Annotated in this window: 17 protein-coding genes; 13 read left to right on the top strand and 4 right to left on the bottom strand. The window is 42.7% G+C overall.

The genetic code is table 11. The features are described from left to right. Window positions 1-275: 275 nt before the first annotated feature. The 3 genes from C8D84_RS09250 to C8D84_RS09240 all read right to left on the bottom strand — a co-directional run bounded on the left by C8D84_RS09250 (window position 276) and on the right by C8D84_RS09240 (window position 3,955). Window positions 276-1,985 carry a chromosome condensation regulator RCC1 gene (locus C8D84_RS09250; RefSeq protein WP_109591658.1) on the bottom strand — a complete coding sequence of 570 codons (1,710 nt, stop codon included), beginning with the start codon at window positions 1,983-1,985 and terminating at the stop codon, window positions 276-278. A 291-nt stretch (window positions 1,986-2,276) separates the two neighbouring features. Next, window positions 2,277-3,491: a magnesium/cobalt transporter CorA gene (gene corA / locus C8D84_RS09245; RefSeq protein ID WP_109591656.1), complete on the bottom strand. Its 1,215-nt coding sequence runs from the start codon at window positions 3,489-3,491 to the stop codon at window positions 2,277-2,279. Window positions 3,492-3,565: 74 nt separating this feature from the next. Next, the gene (locus C8D84_RS09240) at window positions 3,566-3,955 is read right to left on the bottom strand and encodes a DUF2237 family protein (protein WP_045451983.1); all 390 of its coding nucleotides are present in this window, start codon (window positions 3,953-3,955) and stop codon (window positions 3,566-3,568) included. Between the two features lie 479 nt (window positions 3,956-4,434). On the opposite strand from C8D84_RS09240, the gene C8D84_RS09235 reads away from it, so the two are divergent. The 13 genes from C8D84_RS09235 (at window position 4,435) to C8D84_RS09175 (ending at window position 21,282) form a co-directional block, all read left to right on the top strand. Beyond that, a complete protein-coding gene (locus C8D84_RS09235; protein WP_109591654.1) occupies window positions 4,435-5,742 on the top strand; it encodes an ATP phosphoribosyltransferase regulatory subunit in 1,308 nt (435 codons plus the stop codon). Window positions 5,743-5,873: 131 nt separating this feature from the next. Beyond that, complete coding sequence (locus tag C8D84_RS09230; protein WP_109591652.1) at window positions 5,874-7,163, top strand: adenylosuccinate synthase; 1,290 nt, start codon at window positions 5,874-5,876, stop codon at window positions 7,161-7,163. 335 nt (window positions 7,164-7,498) lie between these two features. Beyond that, a complete protein-coding gene (locus tag C8D84_RS09225) occupies window positions 7,499-7,915 on the top strand; it encodes a lysozyme inhibitor LprI family protein (protein ID WP_060490620.1) in 417 nt (138 codons plus the stop codon). Between the two features lie 437 nt (window positions 7,916-8,352). Then, window positions 8,353-8,784, top strand: coding sequence for a nucleoside-diphosphate kinase (gene ndk, locus C8D84_RS09220; RefSeq protein ID WP_055124481.1), 432 nt, complete (start codon window positions 8,353-8,355; stop codon window positions 8,782-8,784). 405 nt (window positions 8,785-9,189) lie between these two features. Further along, a complete protein-coding gene (rlmN, locus tag C8D84_RS09215; protein WP_228244525.1) occupies window positions 9,190-10,431 on the top strand; it encodes a 23S rRNA (adenine(2503)-C(2))-methyltransferase RlmN in 1,242 nt (413 codons plus the stop codon). Between the two features lie 213 nt (window positions 10,432-10,644). Continuing rightward, window positions 10,645-11,595 carry a type IV pilus biogenesis/stability protein PilW gene (pilW, locus tag C8D84_RS09210; RefSeq protein ID WP_228244524.1) on the top strand — a complete coding sequence of 317 codons (951 nt, stop codon included), beginning with the start codon at window positions 10,645-10,647 and terminating at the stop codon, window positions 11,593-11,595. Then, the gene (locus tag C8D84_RS09205) at window positions 11,592-12,404 is read left to right on the top strand and encodes a helix-turn-helix domain-containing protein (RefSeq protein WP_109591647.1); all 813 of its coding nucleotides are present in this window, start codon (window positions 11,592-11,594) and stop codon (window positions 12,402-12,404) included. The genes pilW and C8D84_RS09205 overlap by 4 nt, the downstream gene beginning before the upstream one ends. Before the next feature lie 133 nt (window positions 12,405-12,537). Then, window positions 12,538-13,653, top strand: coding sequence for a flavodoxin-dependent (E)-4-hydroxy-3-methylbut-2-enyl-diphosphate synthase (gene ispG, locus C8D84_RS09200; protein ID WP_055124478.1), 1,116 nt, complete (start codon window positions 12,538-12,540; stop codon window positions 13,651-13,653). A 64-nt stretch (window positions 13,654-13,717) separates the two neighbouring features. After that, window positions 13,718-15,007: a histidine--tRNA ligase gene (gene hisS / locus C8D84_RS09195; RefSeq protein ID WP_109591645.1), complete on the top strand. Its 1,290-nt coding sequence runs from the start codon at window positions 13,718-13,720 to the stop codon at window positions 15,005-15,007. 55 nt (window positions 15,008-15,062) lie between these two features. Then, window positions 15,063-15,848, top strand: a complete 786-nt coding sequence (locus C8D84_RS09190; protein ID WP_109591643.1) for a YfgM family protein — start codon at window positions 15,063-15,065, stop codon at window positions 15,846-15,848. 240 nt (window positions 15,849-16,088) lie between these two features. Next, the gene (bamB, locus tag C8D84_RS09185; protein ID WP_045451756.1) at window positions 16,089-17,297 is read left to right on the top strand and encodes an outer membrane protein assembly factor BamB; all 1,209 of its coding nucleotides are present in this window, start codon (window positions 16,089-16,091) and stop codon (window positions 17,295-17,297) included. A 381-nt stretch (window positions 17,298-17,678) separates the two neighbouring features. Further along, on the top strand, window positions 17,679-19,121 hold the full coding sequence (der, locus tag C8D84_RS09180; RefSeq protein WP_055124475.1) for a ribosome biogenesis GTPase Der: 1,443 nt from the start codon (window positions 17,679-17,681) through the stop codon (window positions 19,119-19,121). 220 nt (window positions 19,122-19,341) lie between these two features. Continuing rightward, complete coding sequence (locus C8D84_RS09175; RefSeq protein WP_109591641.1) at window positions 19,342-21,282, top strand: sensor histidine kinase; 1,941 nt, start codon at window positions 19,342-19,344, stop codon at window positions 21,280-21,282. A 315-nt stretch (window positions 21,283-21,597) separates the two neighbouring features. On the opposite strand, the gene C8D84_RS09170 is transcribed toward C8D84_RS09175, so the two are convergent. Beyond that, window positions 21,598-22,764, bottom strand: coding sequence for a D-alanyl-D-alanine carboxypeptidase family protein (locus tag C8D84_RS09170; protein ID WP_109591638.1), 1,167 nt, complete (start codon window positions 22,762-22,764; stop codon window positions 21,598-21,600). Between the last annotated feature and the right edge of the window lie 436 nt (window positions 22,765-23,200).

Below are 23,200 nucleotides of genomic sequence, written 5' to 3'. Positions count from 1 at the left end.
GAAGAATTTGATATGGTTGACGAGTTTGATCGTAAAAACATGGGCTGACCTGAAATGGCTAAAATATAAGGAGTTAGGGTGTATCTTCATTGTCAGCCTATTTAGAGAGCTGTCGATTTAATTGAGGATATCCTGAGGATTATGCGATAAGCTACCGCGCAATAGTTAGGCGTATTGACTCAAACAAGCAGCATAAACGAGGCTGCTTGTTTGAGAATTTTATGATAGGAAATTCAACCAACTATGCGCTGTTCGCTTCGTCATACTTAAAACACTTATAGCTGACTAGGTAAAGCAACTGGGATAGGGTTGTTATACATCCAAATATGAGTGGTGTCTTTGTTGCCGAGTGAGCCTTCAAAGCTCCAGCCCCACGTAAATAAATGACCAGCTTTCAGCGTATTATTGTCTTGGTCAAACGATTTTTCATGAGCAACCAGATGCATGGCGCCCATGGCCATATTATCGATATTCTTTAGATTCGGTAGCTTATTGGTCGGTTCATCTAGGTCGTTGTAAATGGTCTTGCCTGCGCCATTTGTCTCCCCAAACATGCCCCATGCATAGAGAATACCATCCGTTGTTGATGAGCCATTATTAGTGGCGACATTGTCCAGTAACGCATAGCTGGCATTGCCATTGGCATAGACGCGGCGAACTTTTTTATCTGTAAACCAAGGCAGTTTGGTCGGTGAGGTAATGACATCTGCCCATGCCTTTTCGCTGCCATTAAATGTCTCACCATTGTAGCCCAATTGACTAGTGGCATTTAACCCCCAACCATACACTGCGTCTTTATTGGTCAATGCTAAGATATGATCTTTGCCAGCCGTCAATTGGGTCACTTTTTCTACATCTATAGCGGGTTGGTCGTCAGCTTTTTGAGTGGCGTCATCTGTCTTAGCAGTAATGGCGTTATTAATCGTTTCATTAATGACATGAATACGTACAGGCGTTGTATTGACGTTGATACAGTTGGTTGTAGTGTTACAGACTTTGCCTTTGCCAAGGTTGGCGTAAGCATCGCTGCCCCAACCCCAAACCTGACCTTTGTCATCTAAGGCATAAGAGCTATTGCCACTGACAACCACCTGCACGATATGTCCTGCCTCTGTGGCTGCTGAAAAGTCAACTTTAACAGGGGTGCTGCTATCGGTGCTTGTATTATTACCAAGTTGACCGTACCCATTGGCGCCAAAGGCCCAAACCGTACCCTCTTCAGTCAATACCAAGTTATGGCTATAGCCGGGTGCGACCATGACGGCATTTTCGATACCTCCGATCGCGCTGATATCCAAACGACAGTCAGCAGTCTTGCTACAGTCATTACGACCCCCATCACCGCGACCCAGCTGCCCGTATTTGTCTTCGCCCCAACTATAAACTTGACCATTTTGAGCAATAGCGAGTGAATGATTTTGATTAAAGCCAATAGATAGCAAATCTTTTGGTGCGCTGTTCATCAGCATCGGCGTGTCTGGATGTCCCATAATATCGCTGATTTTTGTGGTCAGACCGAGTCCTGTCTGACCATAGTTGTTGCGACCCCAACCATATAGCTGACCATCACGCAGGGCAGCGGTATGCGAACCACCTGCCGCTATGGTATCGCCTACGTAGATGGTTTTGGTTGAGCGCATGATATTACCAGCATTGTCTGTGGCTTCTAAGACAATGGTATTGCTACCTAGCGTTAATAAAATACGATCATCAAAATAACCATCAGTATCTAGCGTTAGCGCTTGGGCTGATTCGTTATTATGCATATAGGTCAATGATTTAACGCCGCTGCTATCTTGTACTTGTCCTGAGACAAATACCGCGGCAACCGCGCTATAGCCATCAGTAAAGTTGCTATCAGTGGTTAGTAGTGGCGGTGTCCCATCTATGATAGCAGTAGCTGTGTCGGAATCATTGCCACAAGCAGTAAGAATCAAGGCTGCGGTAACGACCGCGACAGCTTGAGTAAGACGGGATAAACGCATAAAAACCTCGATAGATGCAAATTGACAATATGTCAGTATGCCAGCCGTAAAATAACAAAACCGTCCCATACAAATCCGACGGTTGTAGGGTTTGTGCTATTGACTGAGTCAATCGTATATGATGGCGTTGGAATAATAGAAATGGCGGCAAGAGTTTAGCAATAATAAATGTGAATAGTATTACAAATAAGAATTATTATCAATAATAAAATGGAAAAACAGCACCACCAAGGATGCTGTTTTTAAAAGCTGAACGCTGACTATCAATGAAACATCAACTATAAGTTTTAGTTACAACCATTTAAGTCTTTTAAAATTGTAATATAAATAGCCACATAATGATCCAATGATGAGCATGATGACAAAGTAGGAATATTGCCAATGCAGCTCGGGCATAAAATCAAAGTTCATCCCATAGATACCTGCAATGGCCGTCGGTACAGCTAAAATACCTGCCCAAGCAGCAAGCTTACGAACCACCTCGTTCTGTCCCATATTAACCATGGCCATATAGGTATTCATGACCACACTCAGCATCTCGTTTAGACCATTAATGGCGTCTAATGAGTGTAGCAAATGGTCATTGACGTCGCGGAAGTAGGGCTTAGCGGCCTGAGAAAACCCAGAGACCATCTCGCTTTTTTTATGATTGATAAAAAAACTACAGATATCTTGTACTGGTAAAATAATCGCCCGCATATGTACGAGTTGCGATTTGAGCTCATAAAGGTTTTTTAATGTACCTTTATCAAACTCATAGGTAAACACGTAACGTTCTTGCTCACGCAAATAGCGACCTAAACGATCGGTAATCGGCATATAATTATCCACGATAAAATCGAGAATAGCATGCAGTACAAATATCGGCCCCATACGCAGCTTTTCAGGGCGACGATGACAATGCTCACGGACAGGTGCATAGGAGTTAGATGGACCATTACGGATGGTAATCAGGTAGTTTTTGCCCATAAATATCGCGGTGGTGCCATAGCGAATGACATTGTCCTCAAGCTTAGCGGTACGCAATACCACAAACACCATGTTATTGTCGTAGTTCTCGACTTTCGCACGCTGGTGATCGGCAAATGCATCCTCAATCGCCAACTCATGTAGCCCAAAGGCTTCTTTGACTTTGACCATGGTTTCTAGGCTCGGATCATAGAGACCAAGCCAAATAAACTGACCATTATTATTTAATGCACGACTAACATCGTTTAGCGCCACTTTATAGAGATTTTCACCGGTCTTACGTGAGTAAGCATAGCAGTTGACGACTTCATCGGCACTGGAAGAGTCAATATCTTCATAGCGTTCAGAGTCAGGATCGTAGACCGTCATGGTCTCGATAGTGTCCTCAGTGGTGGTATCAGCATCGCCATAGATATAGCTGTCATCATTGTCTAGATAGAGATGTTCCTCATTCATATCGGCATAAATACGATTGATATTAGAGTTAGGTGCAATACGCGCGGTTTTTTTGATCAACTGGTCGTTATTGTTTTCCATACACCCTCCCTTTATAAAGTAAAAAACGTGTCACAATCAGAACTTATAATGATTGTTGTTAATAATGATCGTTATTAGAGGGCGTAACTTTTTAAAGTATCAATATCGACCAAGCTCAATAAGCTTTCGTGGCAAGCTTCTAGTTTGATTTGCGGGGCAATATCAAAGTCCAAAGCTTCGACCCAGCGTAACGCGCAAATGCACCAATAATCACCAGGCTTAAGACCAGAAAATCCATACTCAGGTAGCGGCGTAATCAAATCATTGCCGCGACTGGCAGAAAAGTTCAAAAACTCGCTGGTCATCTTGGCGCATACAGTGTGTTGACCAACGTCATGGTTGCCAGTATGACAAAATCCATTACGGTAATAACCGGTAATAGGGTCAAAGCAGCAGCTGGCAAGTGCCGTACCTAAGACATTGGCTTGATTGTTGGCAGGGTTTGGGTGGTAATCAGATGACATAAGGCTTCCGAGATAAAAATATGGCTTAGTGTACCATGAGTCGGTATCGAAGGCGTCGTTCTCACTTTGCTCATTATTTTCTTTATGATATAAAATGATGGTAACCATTTTTGAGTCAACGATTACTTATATAGTCTACAGATAACCTTCATAGATTAAGTGCTAATAAGACGTAATTAGATAGTAATTGTGGCTAATTGTCACTAGGCGAACCTTGGCTGCTATGCTAAACTAAAGCATAAAGTGCCTTGATTATTTAACGCCGTTTATTAGCGCATAAAGATACTCGTCTTATCATTCTAAATTATACTTATTACTCACCCTTTTGCGGCTACCTAGTTTGTTTATAAATAATTGGGTCAATGATGTTGCGCGTTAAAAATAAAAATGCATGGCGTCAATGCAATTGTAAATATAACCTTTAAGTACCGCATCAGTACCGCGTTTTTGGTAAGCGATACGCCAAACAAGGATTTATTGTGTCTGTCAGTTCTGATTCTGCAAAACTTGCCCAGTTAAATACGACTAATGAAGCGGCGGCTCAGCCTGCTGAAAACACTGCTACCTCTACTAGCATGCCATATTTGAACAACCTTGCCAGCGACGTTGCCAATAGCTGGTTGTTGCCTGATGGGGTGGTGGATGTGCTGTTCGAAGATGCGCGTAAGCAAGAAGTGCTTAGGTATCAGCTGACTCAGCAGCTTATTGGTCATGGTTATCAGTTGGTTAATCCACCAATGATTGAATTTACTGAGTCATTGTTGAGTGGCGCCTCAGAAGATTTAAAGCGTCAAACTTTCAAGATTATCGATCAGCTAACGGGTCGCTTGATGGGTCTGCGTGCGGATATTACCCCGCAGATTTTGCGTATTGATGCGCATTGGGGCGGCACAGGTATTGCGCGTTATTGCTATGCAGGTGATGTGATTCATACCTTGCCATCAGGATTGTTTGGCTCACGTACGCCTTTGCAGCTCGGCGCTGAAATATTTGGCTGTGCATCACTTGCCGCAGATATTGAGCTGATAGATGTGTTATTTGGCATGATAAATAAGCTAAATATGAGTGCTGCACTACATATAGACTTGGGTCATGTGGCGATATTCAAACGCTTGGCTGAGTTGGCAGCGTTGTCTGATAATGACACTGAGCAACTCATGCATTTATATGCCAATAAAAATCTACCAGAGCTAAAGCGTGTCTGCCAGTTATTGCCAATGGGTGATGATTTTTATGCTTTGGCACGTTTTGGTCATGATATTACCAATCTATTGGCGAGATTGTCAGAGACTGCACAGCAGGACACGCAAGTCGCGACTGCTATCAATGAATTACAATGCTTAAAAACACATCTACAAGACCAGTGGCAATGCCCTGTGAGTATCGATGTGACGGAATTATCAGGCTATCATTACCACACGGGTATCGTATTCAACGGCTATATCAATAGTGAGACGCAACCTCTGGTACGTGGCGGTCGTTTTGATGGTATGCAAAGCGGCAACCAGTTAGCAATCAATCAGCCACGTGAAGCCACGGGCTTTAGTATGGATGTCAGTCGTTTGCTTGCACACACGCAGCTTGAGACACCAATCATCGTATTGGTCGACTATGAAGCATTGAGCAGTGTGAACCAAGAACAGAGACAGATACTGCTACAGCAGGTTGAGAGTTTACGTGAGCAAGGCTATCGCGTCACCATGCCATTGAATGCAGAAGATCGTCCCTCTGATATGACGCATCGTTTGAGCTTTAGAGATAATCATTGGCAGTTACAGAGTATTTAAGCATTAGTTTTTAATATTGATATTAGTATTATTACCATTTTTTAACGTCTTTAAAATCAAGATAACGAAAGTTATCACAGGTTTTAAACCGTTATTGCACACACCTCAATACATAAAGGTAAGGATTGATCATGGGTAAGAATGTCGTAGTTTTGGGTAGCCAATGGGGCGATGAAGGTAAAGGTAAAATCGTCGATTTACTAACCGAAAAAGCTTCAGCAGTTGCACGTTTTCAAGGCGGACATAACGCTGGTCACACGTTAGTTGTCGATGGCAAAACCACCATCCTACATTTAATCCCATCAGGTATTTTACGTGAAGGCGTTACCTGCTTCATCGGTAACGGCGTGGTGTTAGCACCTGACGCATTATTAAAAGAGATGAAAGAGCTAGAAGACAACAACGTACCAGTACGTGAGCGTCTGCGTATCTCTCCAAACTGCCCACTTATCATGCCGTATCATGTGGCACTTGACCAAGCACGCGAAGCTAAGCGCGGTACTGGCAAAATCGGTACGACGGGTCGCGGTATTGGACCTGCTTATGAAGATAAAGTAGCCCGCCGTGCCATCAAGCTTGCTGACTTGTTCCGTGATGATTTAGAAGAAAAACTCCGCAACTTAATCGAATATCATAACTTCCAATTGACTCAATATTATAAAGTTGACGCCATTGATTTTGATGAGACACTTAAGCTTTGCCAAGAGTGGAAAGAAGAGATTAAAGGCATGGTTACCGATGTGACCGAAGACTTAAATCAATTACGTCTTGCTGGCAAGAACCTGATGTTTGAAGGCGCGCAAGGTACATTGCTTGATATCGATCATGGTACATATCCATTTGTGACCAGCTCAAGCGTAACCGCTGGCGGCGTATCGACTGGTACAGGTATCGGTCCATTGTACTTAGATTACGTACTTGGTATTACTAAAGCTTATACTACCCGTGTCGGTAGTGGTCCATTCCCAACTGAGCTATTTGATGATGTTGGTGCGCATTTGGCTAAAGTCGGTCATGAGTTTGGTGCGACCACTGGTCGTGCGCGTCGCTGTGGTTGGTTCGATGCTGAAGCATTACGCCGTGCCGTGGTACTGAACTCTATGTCAGGTATCTGCTTAACTAAGCTTGACGTATTAGATGGTCTTGAAGAGTTACTAATTGGTGTGGGTTATAACTTGCCTGAAACTGAATGTGCAGGTGCACATGATGCTGAATTCTATGAGTCAGTCACGCCTAAGTATGAGACGATGCAAGGGTGGAGTGAGTCAACCGTTGGTATCACTAACTATGATGAACTTCCAGAAAATGCGAAAAAATATATCAAACGTATCGAAGCGTTGATTGGTTGCCCAGTTGATATTATCTCAACCGGTCCTGACCGTGAAGAAACAATCGTATTGCGCGATCCATACGACGCTTAGTTTTTACTATAAAGTTGCTTAAATCGCTTTTAGTATTAATAGAAAATCCCAGTGCTGAGCATTGGGATTTTTTTATGAGTATTACCTTATGAGTAATAGTTTATGAGTAAATTCTCATCATTTTCTATTATGTGAACTATTATTAATGCCAAATGATAAAAAGTGTTAATCACTATTAATCTCTAACGATAAAAAATCAAGATATCTAGTCATTGAATAAATTGAGATAAGAAAAAATAGTATAAAAGAGAGAATTGCTAACATTATTCTGGTTTAATTGGTATATTATGTCATAAATGAATGTAGTTTTATCAATATATAAAAAGGAAAACGTGATGAAAGCGACTATTATCAAGCACTCTATAGGCAAAACAGCTTTAGCGCTGCTAACGTCTGCGGCTTTTATGTTTCCTATGCTGTCATGGGGCGCGCAAAACTGTGATAAACCCAACAATGATTTTGATGATTTATATTGCTTAACGAAAGTATATTTAGAAGCGGATAAAGAGCTGAATAATTCTTATGCAAAATTGGCTAAGCAGTTAAATAGCCAGCAAAAATCCAAACTCAAACGTGGACAATTGGCGTGGATACGCGAGCGTAATGACCAATGTAGTTATAATAATGATGAAGGATTTTTTGTCAACATGGGCTGTGCGACTCGGGTGACAACTGAGCGAGTGAACTTCTTAAATGATCGTGTTCGTGAATGTAGCGCTGGCAGTTGTCGCGACAGCCGCTTAGGCGAGTAGTTGTTTTTTAGTATTGCTTGAAAGCAGTGACCTTCATAGCTGCGTATTAACAAAATCCCTTAGCATTATATGCTGAGGGATTTTTGTTGGTAACACTACATAGAGTTTTCGCCAAGTTGGTTTTATGTCTATCAATGACAAAGATAGTTAGTGATGAGATACGTAGGGTAAGAATCTGCTATTGATGAATGCTCACTTTGCCTTAAGATAAGCTGCGGTCATAAATTTACTTTTATGCAAGGTGCGGTCATAAATTAACCCTATCATTTATAGCGCTAATCATTATAATAGGCAGCAATCCTGTGTTGGCGCTCATATTATCGCATTGATAGACCATGAGCTATTTAAATCTGCCTAAGTCAACATTGCGGCCAAAGATAAAACAAAGTATTTACCATCTCATTTTTATCGAATTCATTATTTATTAGGAGCTTTTCATGGCTAACGAACGTACTTTATCTATCATCAAACCTGACGCAGTAGCTGGCAACAACATCGGCGCTATCTACGATCGTTTTGAAAAATCAGGTCTAAAAATTGTTGCCGCTAAAATGATGCAACTTGATGATAAAAAAGCGGGCGGTTTTTACGCTGAGCACGCTGAGCGTCCATTTTACAACGATCTAGTGTCATTTATGACTTCAGGTCCAGTATTGGTATCTGTATTAGAAGGCGAAAATGCGATCGCTAAGCATCGTGACATCATGGGCGCTACTAACCCAAAAGACGCGGCTGAAGGCACTATCCGTGCTGACTTCGCTAGCAGCATCGATGAAAACGCGGTTCATGGTTCAGATTCAGCTGAATCAGCAGCACGTGAAATCAGCTACTTCTTCAATGAAGAAGAAGTTTGTGCACGTACGCGTTAATATAGTAAACCAAATATAGTCTGTTACGGTGTCAGACTCGCTTAATGTACTCAATGTACAATTGGCGCTTGTCTTCCTTGTAACAGCTCTATATTTGATTCACTATGCACTAATAGCTTATAAAATTGACTATAAATTATTAGTGTGGCAAGACGGCTTATATCTTTTGGTATAAGCCGTTTTACCTATTATAATAGTCGGGCTATATATTGAAATTTCAACTTTTCTCCCTCATTATTGGTTTTATATAGCGTTATCAATCCTTTATCAGCATATTGCTTTCAGTTTTTGGTAAAAAATGCGCTCATAACGGATTGCTCATGCACTCATATATTGAGTACGTCTGCAACACCCATCTCAACAATTGCATCGCTTATACCAGTAGATGCAAAAAGGTTATTTATTATGTCAACTGCTCAAAATCCTATTCAAACTGACGTCCAACACGTACCTGCTAAGACTACTAAGAGTATAAAATTAGTAGACGAGGCGCAGGCGAAAACCAATCTACTAGGTATGACACAAGCGCAGCTGGCGGAATACTTTAAGAGTATTGGCGAAAAGCCGTTTCGCTCGACGCAAGTCATCAAGTGGATATATCAGCAGGGTGTCACTGATTTTGAGCAAATGACCAATCTTAGTAAATCTTTGCGTGATAAATTATCAGCCAATGCCTGTGTGATACCGCCAAAAGTGATTCATCGTCAATACAGCGATGATGGTACGCGTAAATGGGTATTTGAAGTCACGGGTGGCTCGTTGGTCGAGACCGTACTAATTCCCGCAGATGACAGCAAGTTAAACGGTCGTAAAACCTTGTGTGTCTCTTCGCAAGTGGGCTGTGCGCTCGACTGTAGCTTTTGTAGTACGGGTAAGCAGGGCTTTGAGCGCGATTTGACGGCGGCTGAGATTCTTGGACAATTATGGGTGGCAAATGCCTCTTATATGACCGATGAAAATGATAGTTTAGAAAATGTTGACCATAGTTTATGGGAAAACAACGTCACCAACGTCGTCATGATGGGTATGGGCGAGCCGTTATTAAACTATCGTCCCGTTGTCAGCTCAATGGAATTGATGCTCAGTGACCATGCTTATGGTTTATCAAAACGCCGCGTTACTTTGTCGACTTCAGGTGTGGTGCCAAAAATGTATGAGTTGGCACAGGAGCTTGACGTGGCTTTAGCGATTTCATTACACGCGCCAAATGATGAGTTGCGTAATGAGCTAGTACCAATTAATAAAAAATATCCATTAGAGCAGCTCATGGCGGCAGCGAGAAATTACGTTTTTGAAGTAAATCCGCGCCACAAAAAACACGTGACTATTGAATATGTGATGCTAGATGGTGTCAATGATAGTAATGAGCATGCTGAGCAATTGGTCGCATTATTGGGCGATTTACCGAGTAAGATTAACTTGATACCGTTCAACCCGTTCCCTCATGCAAATTATGATAAGTCGAGTAATAATCGTATTCATGCCTTTAGTAATATATTAAGTGAAGCAGGTTTTGTTTGTACCATACGTCAAACGCGCGGTGATGATATTGATGCGGCATGTGGTCAATTGGTTGGGCAAGTTGCTGATAGAACGCGTCGTTCAGCCGCGTGGCAGCAAAGCATCAAGGATCGTGAAAGTGTTTAGTATGATGGTCATATAAATGGTGAATAGACATTTTCGATGTAGCATCGTATTTGTCTTTTATCTGTCGCAATGGTAATAAAAATGTAGCAATAACGATTAGTTTGGATGTGCATAGTAATTAATGACAACTAAATTGTACTTATGCGGGCTAAATCTATTAAACTGATGCCTCGAGGATCGAACGCATTGAATCACAGTTTTATGATGGCGGCTATGATGACTTCTAGAAATTCTTGTCAGTTCAATTATCAAAAAATATTTTCTCAGACTTATAAGCGATTGAGTACAGCGAATGAACTAGGGGCTATTGACCCAATAGCGATGTCGAAGCGTACGGTATTAGTGACGGCGTTGGTAGGGCTGCTGCTCACTGGTTGTCAAAGCACGCCGACCAATGATTTGACAAATATCGCGGCTTATCAAACGTCTACGCGACCCAATGACAATCGTAACTTAGATCAACAAGAAATTGCTCGCGTGCGCACTTCACTTGCCGCGCAATATATCCGCAAAAATGAGCTTGATACCGCTCAGCGCCAACTTGAAAAAGCCTTTGCTGCCGATAGCCGTTACGCGCCAGCCTATGATATGATGGGCGTTTTGCTGCAGCAAGAGGGCAGTCGACTCAATCTCGAAAAAGCCGATCAATATTTTAAAAAAGCGATCACGCTTGATAAAGATTTTGAGCAAGCCCACAATAACTATGGCGTTTATTTGTCACAAATGAAGCGCTATCGTGAGGCGGCAGAGCAGTTTGAGATTGCGGGTTCAGCATTAGGTTACGAAGGTCGTATTGGTGCGCTAGAGAATCTAGGACGCACTTACTTACAGCTAGGGGATCGCAGTGCGGCTGCTAAAGCATTTTTACGGGCACTTGATGGCAATCGTAATAGTATTATTGCCCATATCGAGTTGGTCGACTTATTGCTTGAGCAGCAACGTGTTCCACAGGCTCAAAGGCTTTATGATGAAACCTTGGTACTGGTACAAGGGCAGGGCATTAGCCCGCGCTTGCTATTACAAGGTATCAAATTGGCCGCTGCACAAAATAACATAACGACGCGCCAGCAATTGGCACAGCAGCTTTTATCTGCTTATCCTTTAAGTGATGAAGCAAAACAACTTAAGACTTGGCTTAACAATCCAGAGGCACCATGGAAATGACCACCCCATCATTAAACACTCAATCTAACGCTCAGGGATCATTTGGTGCCGTGTTGCAGCAAGCCCGTAAAAATAAGCAAATCAGCTTAGACGAGGTAGCTGCCGAGTTATTTATTTTAAAGCGTCATTTGCAAGCGCTTGAAAATGAAAATTTTTCGGAGATGCCGCAAGCTGCTTTTGCCCGTGGGTTTGCCATCAATTATGCTAAGTTTTTGGGTTTAGATCCTGTAAAAATAGCAACCAGCTTTGATGCCGCTTATCCTACGGAGCTGAAAGCAAAATCAGTGAATAACACGGATACGCCACTGCGTCCAATGGGCACGTTGCAACGTGATACGCACAATCGAATTCGTTTTAACCCACTACTGATCATCGCCGTTATTGGTGTCATTATTTTAGCGATTTTCTTATTTCGCATGGTGAGTAATGCAAGTAAAGAGAATACCGAGCAGCCAGTATCGACGGTCGAAGACGTCTCAGCGATAGAGCAAGCGCAAGGGGCGGCAATCAATACTGATGAGATGGGCGTTGGTGCCTCTGGCTCTGCTCTAAACTTGGGCGGCGATGCAAGTCCAGCGTCTTTAGATGTCAAACTGACGGATACCGCCGTCGTGAGTATTACTGATGCTTCTGGTAGTAGTCTAATGAGTGGCTCGCAGACATCTGGGGATTATAAACTGTCAGGTACGCCGCCGTTTAATGTACAAATTGATAATGTCGATAATGTCAGCATAATGCTTAACCAAGAAGCGGTTGCTCTAAATACTTATGCAACGGATAAGCAAGCCAATTTTGAGTTAGCGCCTTAACTTTTTGAGCGGCTAATTTTGAATGCTAGTCTTATCGACTGCTGTACAAGATTTATTTTTAAAATTTGCTATCTCCAAGCTATTATAAGTATATTTTTTCTGCGTTTTTTCGCTTTAACTGAAGGGTTTGTCTATGTCAACGTCAGCGCCTATTAACCGTCGCCTTACCAAAAAAATATATGTCGGTGATGTCGCGATTGGTGGTGATGCGCCGATTAGTGTGCAGAGTATGACCAATACAGATACTTGCGATGTGGCAGCAACTGTCGCTCAAATCGAACGCTGCGTTGAAGCTGGTGCGGATTTGATGCGGGTGTCGACGCCAACGATGGATACGGTCAAAGCTTTTGGCGAAATTCGTAAGCTGGTCAGTGTGCCTTTGATTGCAGATGTGCATTTCGACCACAAAATTGCGTTAGCAGTTGCCGAAGCAGGGGCTGACTGTCTGCGTATTAATCCAGGTAACATCGGTAGCGATGCCAAAGTACGTGAAGTGGTCGCCTGTGCTAAATATTACAACATCCCTATTCGTATCGGTGTCAATGCAGGCTCGCTCGAAAAAGACATTCAGCGCAAATATACCGAGCCAACTGGCGAGGCGATGCTTGAATCAGCCATGCGCCATATCGATATATTAGAGCGTCTAAATTTTGATCAGTACAAAGTATCAGTCAAAGCCAGTAATGTGTTTTTGACCTTGGATGCGTATCGCCTGATTTCTGCCCAAATTGATAATCCACTGCATTTAGGCGTCACCGAGGCAGGCGTTTATCGTACGGGCGCGGTTAAATCCGCGATTGCACTTGGCGGTTTATTATTAGATGGCATCGGTGATACCATCCGTATCTCACTGGCGGCAGAGCCTGAAGAAGAAATTAAAATCGGCTTTGATATTCTAAAATCGCTCAATATACGTTCTAATGGTGTCAACTTTATTGCGTGCCCAAGCTGCTCGCGCCAAGAGTTTGATGTGATTCGAGTCATGACGGCTTTAGAGTCGCGCTTAGAAGACATTCGTGAACCGATGAACCTGTCTGTGATCGGCTGTAAAGTAAATGGTCCTGGTGAAGCGAAAGAGGCAGATATTGGCATTGTTGGTGCCGCACCAAGATCCTTGGTATATCGTATGGGCGAAAAAAGCCATCTTATCGATACCGATAATTTGGTCGATGAAATAGAAGGCATGGTACGCGCACATGCCGAAGATTTGGCTAAAAAACGCGAGAATGAGATTATCCGCGTAAAATAAAACACTATTATGAGCAAAAAATAAAAGAGACACTTGTTAAAATTTTTAAGGATACGATCGTACCATGATTAAAGCTATCAAAGGGTTTAATGATATTTTGCCTGATCAGTCCGCAAAATGGCTGCATTTAGAAGCGATATTGGCTGAAGTACTGGGCAGATACGGCTTTGAGCATATTCGCTTACCAATCGTTGAGCAAACCGATTTGTTTGCGCGTGCCATTGGCGGCGCGACTGATATTGTCGAAAAAGAGATGTATAGCTTTACCGATAAGTCTGAGCCACCAACGCCGTTGGCTCTACGCCCTGAAGGTACGGCAGGTGCAGTACGTGCTGTGATTGAGCACAACTTGCTGCGCGGTGATACGCCTAAGTTATGGTATATCGGTCCAATGTTTCGCTATGAGCGTCCACAAAAAGGTCGTTATCGTCAGTTTCATCAAATAGGTGTTGAAAGCTTTGGTAGTGCCTTACCAGACGCTGACGCTGAGCTGATCGCCATGACCCATCTGATGTGGCAGGAGTTGGGTCTAAAAGATGAGATGCGTTTAGAGCTAAACAGTCTGGGCGAAATTGATGAGCGTTATGCTTATCGCGAAGCATTGGTTGCTTATTTAACCGATAAAAAAGATCAGCTGGATGAAGACAGCAAGCGCCGCTTGACCACCAATCCGCTACGTATTTTAGATAGCAAAGAAGTAAGCACCCAAGCTCTATTGGTAGACGCGCCGAAGCTGGCTGACTTTTTAGGTGAAGAGAGCGTGGCGCATTTTGAGCAAGTGCAAACGTATCTGACTGAGCTGGGTATTAATTTTGAGATCAATCCACACTTAGTACGCGGTCTTGATTATTATAACAAAACGGTTTTTGAGTGGGTGACCGACAAGCTTGGTAGCCAAGCGACTGTTTGTGCAGGCGGCCGTTATGATGGTTTGATCGGGCAACTAAAATCCATCGGTACTGATGGCAATAAGCCAGTAAAATCTGAGCCTGCTGTTGGATTTGCCATGGGGCTTGAGCGTTTATTACTGTTAATGGAAGCAGTTGCGCCAATTGCTGATGTTCCCGCTTGTGATGTCTTTGTGGTTGCGCATCCAGAAGTTTATAGTGCTGGTATTGGCTATGCCCAGCGCCTACGCTATAGTCGCCCAGATATTCGGGTGAAAATGGCGAGTGCGACGAGCCTAAAAGCGCAAATGAAGAAAGCCGATAAGTCAGGTGCTGCATTGACCGTTATTATTGCGCAGCAAGAGCTGGATGATAATACCCTTAGCGTTAAAGACATGCAGACGGGCGAACAACAGACGGTTGCGACAGATTGGCTGTCGAGCAAAGAAAATTTTGTTCGTCAGTAATCGATTGCGGTTTTAGCATTAGCAATTTAATAACACTTTTATCAGGTAAACACATATGGCTCTGACACCCAATTCGCCGAATGCAGACAATTCAATGCAAGCGTTAAAGCAGTATGGCAGCTATATTGTCACTGCGATTTTGTTGGCACTGGCCGCTTATTTTGGTTGGACATATTGGCAGGACAACCATGCGCGCGTAGACACCGTTGCAGCAGATCATTATGCAGACATTCAGCGGTTGAATGAAGAAGTCAGTTTGGCCTCACAAAACCCTGATTTGGAAGCAGAAGCACAGGCAGCACTTGCCCAAAGTCGCACCCAGCTAAACAAAGATATTGATGCGCTAGTCAGCGAGCATGGTGAGTCGGTTTACGCTTGGCAGGCACTGATGATTAAAGCGCGTCAGCAAGTAGATAATAATGAATTTACCGAAGCAAGTGAAACCCTCAAAAAAGCATTGGCCATTGACTTAGGTGATGCAGGTTTACAGGCAATTACTCGTTTGCGCTATGCGACGACATTACTGGCGGCGGGCGATGCGGATGCTGCATTAGCAGAAGCCAACAATGATATGCCAAGCTCATTTGAAGCCAGCCAACAAGAGTTGTTAGGGGATATTTATTTAGCACAAGATAATAAAGACTCAGCGATCAAGTCTTACAATAATGCTTGGGAGTTGTTACGCAACCGTCAAGAGACGCGTGCAGTATTGGCATTAAAGATGGAGAGTCTGGGCATCGTACCTGAGCCTATCGACGAACCAGTCAGTCTGATTCAAGAGTCAAGTAGTCCTGCACAGCCCTTAGTGGAAGAAAATGCTGCTGCCGAGGTTGCGCAATAATTATACAGTGACAAGCGCTGTTAACCAATAATAGCGTTTGCGTTCTACCTAATGCCTGATAATTGCTAGTCAATAGCGCGTATCTATAACCGTTCTACAAGCTAAGTGGTGCAGTAAAACAGCATCGGATAGACCACCAGCACTCATTGAATGTGCTTGATGAATACTAATCGCCGATCTTACATTTACTGATAACCAATTTACTAATTAATAATAATTTATTTGTAGTGAGAACTCATAATGACTCAATCTATTCGCTCTAGCAAGATATCAAAAGCTAAAACCATCAAATCGACGGTGATGCATGTGGCAGTATTGGCAGTGATGAGCACTGCGGTGATTGGGTGTAATCGCGGTATTAAACCCGTCGTCAATGATCCAGTCAAACTGGTACAGATTGCTGAGCCTATCAGTGTGTTGCAACCGGTTTTTAGCACAGATATTGGCAATAAAAAAGCCAGTAAGAAAGATCCATTAGACTTGCAAGTAGGTTATGTCAATGGCCAAATCGTCACTGCATCGCGCGGTGGGGATTTGACCGGCTTTAACAGTGCAGGCGAACGTTTATGGTCGATCAACGTTGGCGATCAAATCACGGGCGGCGTTGCTTTAGATGCTTTGAGCCAAACAGCGATTATTAGCACACGCGGTGGTCAAGTGATGGCATTTGATAGTGTGACTGGCGCAAAACGCTGGCAGAAGCAGTTATCAGGATCAGTATTGACACCCGCTTTAATTACCAATAACCGTGTCATTCTATCAGCGAACGATGGCTTTTTACATGGCTTGTCACTACAGACAGGTCAGTCTGTCTGGCAGTTTGCCACGCAAGTACCAGCCATCAGTGTGCGCGGTAGTGCGGCGCCAACGTTGTTGGACAGCAAAACGGCGTTATTAGCGACTGCTGATGGTCGTTTACATGCAGTAACGACTGATAGTGGTTTACCGCAGTGGTCAAGACGTGTTGGTGTTGGCACTGGTAGTAGTGAAGTTGAGCGCATGAGTGATGTCGATGGTACGCCGATCGTCGATAAAAACCAGCTATTTGCCATCAGTTATAGCGGTCAGCTATTAGGTATTGATTTGGCTTCGCGTCAAGTCATGTTTGTCAACGAGCTTGCCAGCTTAAAGTCACTTGCTGTAAATAACCAGCAAGTGATTGGTACCAGCTTAGAGGGCAAAGTGGTTGCCTATAATCGCAGTAATGGTGAGGTTCTTTGGGAAAGTGAAGAGCTGGCTTATCGTCATTTAACCAATCCTGTAATGATTGGCAATTATATTGCCGTGGGTGATTTTGACGGCATGGTACACTTATTCGATCCAGCTAGCGGTAAAATCGTTAGCCGTGTACAAACTAAGGGTGCTTTGAGTAGCTTGCAAGTACAAGGCAGCCGTTTAATGACACAGAGCACATCAGGACAGGTTGCTATTTGGCAATTAGCCCGCTAAGCTTTTTATCGGTTAATGCTTACTTAGATAGTATGTTTGATATTATCGTTAAGCTAACTGATGGATTGCAATTTTAGAGAACACAAACGCTGCTTCGTCAGCGTTTAGTGCCTTGTGTAAATTGCTTGTTTAAATACAGGCTTTCGCGTACTCTATGCGACCGATGCGCCGTAGGTGTTATCCATATATATTATTTATTTATCATTTAGTCATCCTATGTACCACTTGCTAATTGTAAAATAGCTGACTATTATTTTTGCTATTGTTTTATCATTCATTTTAATTTGCGGTCAAGAGCAGCTTATTCACGACTACTGTTATATCACTGGTTATAAGAATAACTGTACTGCCCGCCATTGTGCCTTTCACTGAGAGTAACCCATGAGTATCAAGCCTGTGGTCGCCTTAATTGGTCGTCCAAACGTCGGTAAATCCACCTTATTTAATCAGTTCACAAAAAGTCGGCAGGCATTGGTTGCTGATTTGTCAGGACTGACTCGTGACCGTCAGTACGGTGATGCTACCTATGAAGACAAGTCTTTTATCGTTGTAGACACTGGTGGTATTGGTGAGGCGGATGACGGTAGCGGCAACATTGATGACTATATGTCTGAGCAATCGCATACGGCGATTCATGAAGCAGATATCATTGTATTTGTCGTTGACGCTCGTGCTGGTATGATCGGTGCAGATGCTGAGATTGGTAAGTTTTTACATACGCTTGGTAAACCAGTTTATGTGGTTGCCAATAAAGTCGATGGTGCTCACGATGCTGCGCCTGCCGAGTTTTATGCATTAGGCTTGGGTGAGCCATATCCGATGGCGGCCAGTCATGGTCGCGGTGTCGGTAATTTGCTTGAAATATTGACGGCTGATATGCCTGAGCAAGAGAATGTCGTAGAGCCAAAAGGTTTGAAGTTAGCGATCATAGGTCGTCCAAACGTTGGTAAATCTACGCTAGTCAATCGTCTATTGGGTGAAGACCGAGTAGTGGTTTTTGATATGCCCGGTACCACACGTGACAGTATTTATATTCCTTATACACGTGAGGGTAAGGACTACGTCTTAATCGATACTGCTGGTGTACGCCGCCGCGGCAGAATTGATGAAAAAGTAGAAAAATTCTCGGTCATTAAAACCCTACAAGCAATCGAAGATTCTAACGTAACCGTTATTGTTATTGATGCGCATGAAGGTATCGTTGATCAAGATTTGCATATGATTGGCTATGCGCTTGATGCGGGTCGTGCTTTAGTTGTTGCGATTAATAAGTGGGATGGTCTGACTGCTGATCAGAAAAATTATATCAAGATTGAGATGGATCGCCGCTTTAACTTTATCCCTTATGTAAAAGTGCATCTAATCTCAGCACTACATGGTACGGGTGTGGGTAATCTATACCCGTCTATCTTGCGTGCTTATAAATCTTCGATGTTTGAAGTATCAACCAATCGTTTGACTCAGATTCTGCAAGATGCGGTGACAGCCAATCCACCACCAACGGTTGCTGGTCGCCGTATTAAACTGCGCTTTGCTCACATCGGTGGTCACAATCCGCCCGTGATTGTCATTCATGGTAACCAAACCAGTGCATTACCTAAGAGCTATCAGCGTTATCTGGAGAACCAATTCCGTCAAGTATTTAAGCTCGAAGGCACGCCGCTCAACGTTGTTCTTAAACAAAATGACAACCCATATGCCAATAAGAGCGATACGCCAACCAAAGCGAAGACGCAACAATTGCGCCAACGCGAGCGTAATCGGGCACAGAAATTTACTACCAAAGATAAGCAGAAATTCACCAATAAAGATAAAAAGCGTTAATTTAGCAAAATGATGATGGTCTTTATATTGTTGTAGTAAATAAAGACTATTGGATTCTATTGTTCATGCTTCTCTGTAATGTGCTATATCATGATGATTATATCGGTCATCATGATATATTAATACGTTGTTAAGTTTTATTAACGTGTGATATTTCCCTCACTACTCCTACAAAATACCTGTAATATAATCAAAAGTTTTCTTAACTCAGTTAAGTAATATGAACAACCGTCCCTCTCAAACCATCTCTACGCTTATTTGGCGTTCTGTCGTACAAGCCATTATTTTGGCTGTGTTGGCAGGCTTCTTGATGTCTATCGTTTATGGTTTGTTATACCACTATAAAGAGAAGCGTCAGCATATCCAGCAATTGGCTACCATGTTGACCACCAGCGCATCGACAGCCGATGGTGCTGATATCGTGGCTGAGCAAGTGAGATTCTTGTTAGAAAGTGAACCCAGCATTAGAAGTATTTTATTTTATTCAACACCCAAACCTATTGATGAAGTTAATCAATCCAGAGATGATTGGAAGAATGCCTTATTGGCAGATACTGTCAGCTTCAATTATCCCGTTACCAGTGACGATATAGGTGATGATAGCGCGCTAGATACGTTAAACAGTAGTCAGCAATCGTCCACAACTTTACCAGATGGTGAGCAAGAATCGTCAGCGTCTAGTGAGGCCAATAAAAATAGCGCGTTAGTTGGATATATTAATCTCACTTTAGATGTGAACACCCTGCGTTCACATTGGTTTCGAAGCAATATATTGCTATGGCTTATTACCACGATATTGACGGTACTTTGGGTATTGTACATTCTGCGCAAACTCAAATGGCCAATCAGAGATATTGAAGCTTTGAAAGAAGTCTGTCACATCGTTGTGAAAAACCCAGAGCTTGAGCAGTTACCAGTGATTCCACAGCTTTTTGAATTTCAGGAACTGGTGCAAATCAAGCAAACTTTGGCTGTATTGTTTGATCGTTTACAGAAAGTCCAACAAGATTATGAGGCGCTTGCTATTTTTGAGCAGCAATTACACAACAAAGACGTATCCCTCGATGTGCAGCTGCATAACTTTCAAAGCATGATCACCCATGAGCTGAAAACTTCGCTAAATGCTATCGTAGGCGGTTTACAGCTGTTAGATTACGATACCCTCAATAGAGAACAAAAAGATGCGGTTGAAATTATCAGTGACGGTAGTGATAAATTGGTGTCGTCGCTTGATCATATTATCCAATTGAATCAAATACAAAAAGGTCAGATGAGTATTAATTGTATTGCGTTCAATCCACTGCAGTTAATCGCCGATCTGTTGGCAGAATATGAGCCTATTGCTCGGCAAAAAAGGCTAGAGTTGATTAGCCGTATTCATCATATAGACTATGGTCTGGAAGGGGATGCGGAAAAAATAAAACAAATATTATCAATATTACTGAGTAATGCGATTAAGTTTACTCCAGCGGGGCAGGTGACTATTACGTCGCAATTGACTCATTTTGATAAAAGCAATCGCTGGCAAATCAGTGTGAAAGACACAGGTATTGGTATCGATAGCACTCATATCGATGATATTTTTAATCCGTTTTTCCAAGTGGATTCATCACAAACTCGCCAATATGAAGGTTCAGGTGTTGGTTTGCCAGTCGTCAAGCAAATGGCTCAGCTGATGGGCGCTACTATAGAAGTAGATAGCACGTTAGGGTCAGGCACCCAATTCATGCTGACCATATCGATGACCAATAAACAGCAGTCTCGGCAGCAGCATTTATTGGCTGGATTGACTATTATTTACTATTATTATCATGAAGTCGGGTTTTTAGCGAAGGAGCTAGAGCGTTTAGGCGCAACGGTCATCTATCGTCAGCATGAAACACTGGTTATAGAGGAGATGAGTATAAGACAGGTGAATATGGTGATGTTTGCGGAAGATATTTTTCCAAGTAAAGCTGAGTCGTTAGCCAAGCGTATTCGTCAATTTGAAAGTGAGCATCGGGCTTTATTGGTATATTGGTATCCACCACATCGAGCGAAGCAGTTAGATAGCTTTGAGCATGGTTTAAAAGCAGCTGGTGTCGATTACTGTTATAGCGCCACTTATAAAGATAAAGCATTAAGCGACTTGCTTAAGCGCTGGTTGGTATGGACGCAATAGGACTAAAGGATTTGTCACGCTTACTGTACTAACCTCGTTTAATGTACTCGATTGCCTTTCATTTACTTATTTACTGTAAATAGTTTCGAACATCGTATTTTCGACAAGGGTGCTTGCTTTTAATTTGAAAAATATGATGAACGAGAGCAAACCTGCTAAGTCTAGTAAATCAGTGTTTATCACAGCTTTATGGTGACACTACTTAATAGCAATAATAAAATCTGTGCGGTGAATGAAGACATAAAAAAGACGCCCCGTTTTGAGGCGTCTTTTTTGTCAGTAATGTTCTTGAAAAATAGCTTTTACTAATATTCTCTAAAACAAATTTTGTGCCCAACGTACGACACGCTGCCAAGTGCGGCTCATAAAGCCTGATTGCTCGATATCACTGGTCGCTATAATAGGCACTGAAGCCACCGCTTTACCATCAATAACGGCCATCATTTTGCCAATTTCTTGACCTTTTTTGATGGGTGCTTCTAAGCTTTCAGGAATATCTACCACAGTCGTGATTTTGTTTTTTTGCGTTTTGCTGGTTAGAATTTGCAAATTATCCGCAGTGACTAGCTCAACTTCATCAGTTTCACCGAACCAAACTGGAACTTTGCTGACGAATTGTCCGGCAGGTGCTTTGGTGACAGTAGTGAAGTGGCCAAAGCCCCAGTTGAGCAGCTCACGTGATTGATCGGCACGTGCTTGCTGGCTCTCTGTTCCCATAATCACAGAAATCAAGCGCATGCCATCACGATTGCTTGAAGCCGCTAAGCAATAGCCTGCTGCATCAGTGTGGCCAGTTTTCAGACCATCAACGGTTGGGTCGGTTGCAAGTAGAGCATTACGGTTACCTTGAGTAATACCGTTATAGGTGAACTCTTTTTCTGCATAAATACCATAATAGTCACCGCTATTCTTGATAATAGCACGTGACAATTTGGCCAAATCTAGTGCTGATGCCTCATGCCCTTCGTCAGGCATACCCGTAGAGTTGACGAAATGGGTATTTTTCATACCAAGCTTTTCTGCTTGCTCATTCATCAAGATAGCAAATGAGGCTTCGCTACCAGCGATATGCTCAGCCATAGCTTTTGAGGCATCGTTACCTGATTGAATAATAATACCGCGTAGCATGTCGATAACGCTCGCAGATTTATTTACCGGCACGTACATGCAAGACTGGCTGCTACTACCACGACACCAAGCATTTGGACTCATTATGACTTGGTCATCTTCTTTGAGGTCGCCTGATGCTAAGCGCTGCTCAATGATGTAACTGGTCATCATTTTTGTCAAAGACGCTGGCGGTAGCGACTCATTGGCGTTCTTTTGTGCCAAAATCTCACCAGTATTATAATCCATCAATACATAGGCGGTATTATCCATCTCAGGCGGCTGGATGGCTGCGTTTGCCATCACTGCACTCATAGAGATACTCACACCGACTACCAGCTGCACCAGCTGATTTTTTACACGCTTTACTGTCATATATCGTTACACCGCATCATGAAACCAAATGTATCTACCGCTTGTACCTTGCACTAAATCTTATGCATCATTTTAAGTAGCCTGTCTTAAACATTCTGTTTAAAAACAATGTATTAATAAGAGTGGTGATGGCTGAGCGACAGACATAAAATTAACGCCTTATCTTAGCAAAATGCCAACCGATGGGGAATCGATAAATGCAAAAAAAGACCCGATTAAAAAGAAAGAGTGGTAAGAAGTAAACGTTTGCTCAGACTAAGACTGCCACAATGTCTCGAATAGAAATAATTCGACTGTCATAAAAAAGCTTACGGTTATCCTGTTGGTATAAACAGAATTACCGTAAGCTTTTTTGTTACTTGTAAGCCTGATGAACAAGCCTATAAGTTGTCGCTAAATAGCCCATATTCAACGTTCCAAAACAGATAATGCCATG

It is taken from the genome of Psychrobacter immobilis, assembly GCF_003148585.1.
GTDB lineage: Bacteria > Pseudomonadota > Gammaproteobacteria > Pseudomonadales > Moraxellaceae > Psychrobacter > Psychrobacter immobilis.
This window is presented reverse-complemented; position numbering and strand designations above follow the sequence as displayed.

What these genes read in the sequence shown, in the direction of transcription:
- C8D84_RS09250 (WP_109591658.1), bottom strand. Translation starts at nt 1,985, where the DNA reads ATGCGTTTATCCCGTCTTACTCAAGCTGTCGCGGTCGTTACCGCAGCC.
- corA (WP_109591656.1), bottom strand. Translation starts at nt 3,491, where the DNA reads ATGGAAAACAATAACGACCAGTTGATCAAAAAAACCGCGCGTATTGCA.
- C8D84_RS09240 (WP_045451983.1), bottom strand. Translation starts at nt 3,955, where the DNA reads ATGTCATCTGATTACCACCCAAACCCTGCCAACAATCAAGCCAATGTC.
- C8D84_RS09230 (WP_109591652.1), top strand. Translation starts at nt 5,874, where the DNA reads ATGGGTAAGAATGTCGTAGTTTTGGGTAGCCAATGGGGCGATGAAGGT.
- C8D84_RS09225 (WP_060490620.1), top strand. Translation starts at nt 7,499, where the DNA reads ATGAAAGCGACTATTATCAAGCACTCTATAGGCAAAACAGCTTTAGCG.
- ndk (WP_055124481.1), top strand. Translation starts at nt 8,353, where the DNA reads ATGGCTAACGAACGTACTTTATCTATCATCAAACCTGACGCAGTAGCT.
- rlmN (WP_228244525.1), top strand. Translation starts at nt 9,190, where the DNA reads ATGTCAACTGCTCAAAATCCTATTCAAACTGACGTCCAACACGTACCT.
- pilW (WP_228244524.1), top strand. Translation starts at nt 10,645, where the DNA reads ATGATGACTTCTAGAAATTCTTGTCAGTTCAATTATCAAAAAATATTT.
- C8D84_RS09205 (WP_109591647.1), top strand. Translation starts at nt 11,592, where the DNA reads ATGACCACCCCATCATTAAACACTCAATCTAACGCTCAGGGATCATTT.
- ispG (WP_055124478.1), top strand. Translation starts at nt 12,538, where the DNA reads ATGTCAACGTCAGCGCCTATTAACCGTCGCCTTACCAAAAAAATATAT.
- hisS (WP_109591645.1), top strand. Translation starts at nt 13,718, where the DNA reads ATGATTAAAGCTATCAAAGGGTTTAATGATATTTTGCCTGATCAGTCC.
- C8D84_RS09190 (WP_109591643.1), top strand. Translation starts at nt 15,063, where the DNA reads ATGGCTCTGACACCCAATTCGCCGAATGCAGACAATTCAATGCAAGCG.
- bamB (WP_045451756.1), top strand. Translation starts at nt 16,089, where the DNA reads ATGACTCAATCTATTCGCTCTAGCAAGATATCAAAAGCTAAAACCATC.
- der (WP_055124475.1), top strand. Translation starts at nt 17,679, where the DNA reads ATGAGTATCAAGCCTGTGGTCGCCTTAATTGGTCGTCCAAACGTCGGT.
- C8D84_RS09175 (WP_109591641.1), top strand. Translation starts at nt 19,342, where the DNA reads ATGAACAACCGTCCCTCTCAAACCATCTCTACGCTTATTTGGCGTTCT.
- C8D84_RS09170 (WP_109591638.1), bottom strand. Translation starts at nt 22,764, where the DNA reads ATGACAGTAAAGCGTGTAAAAAATCAGCTGGTGCAGCTGGTAGTCGGT.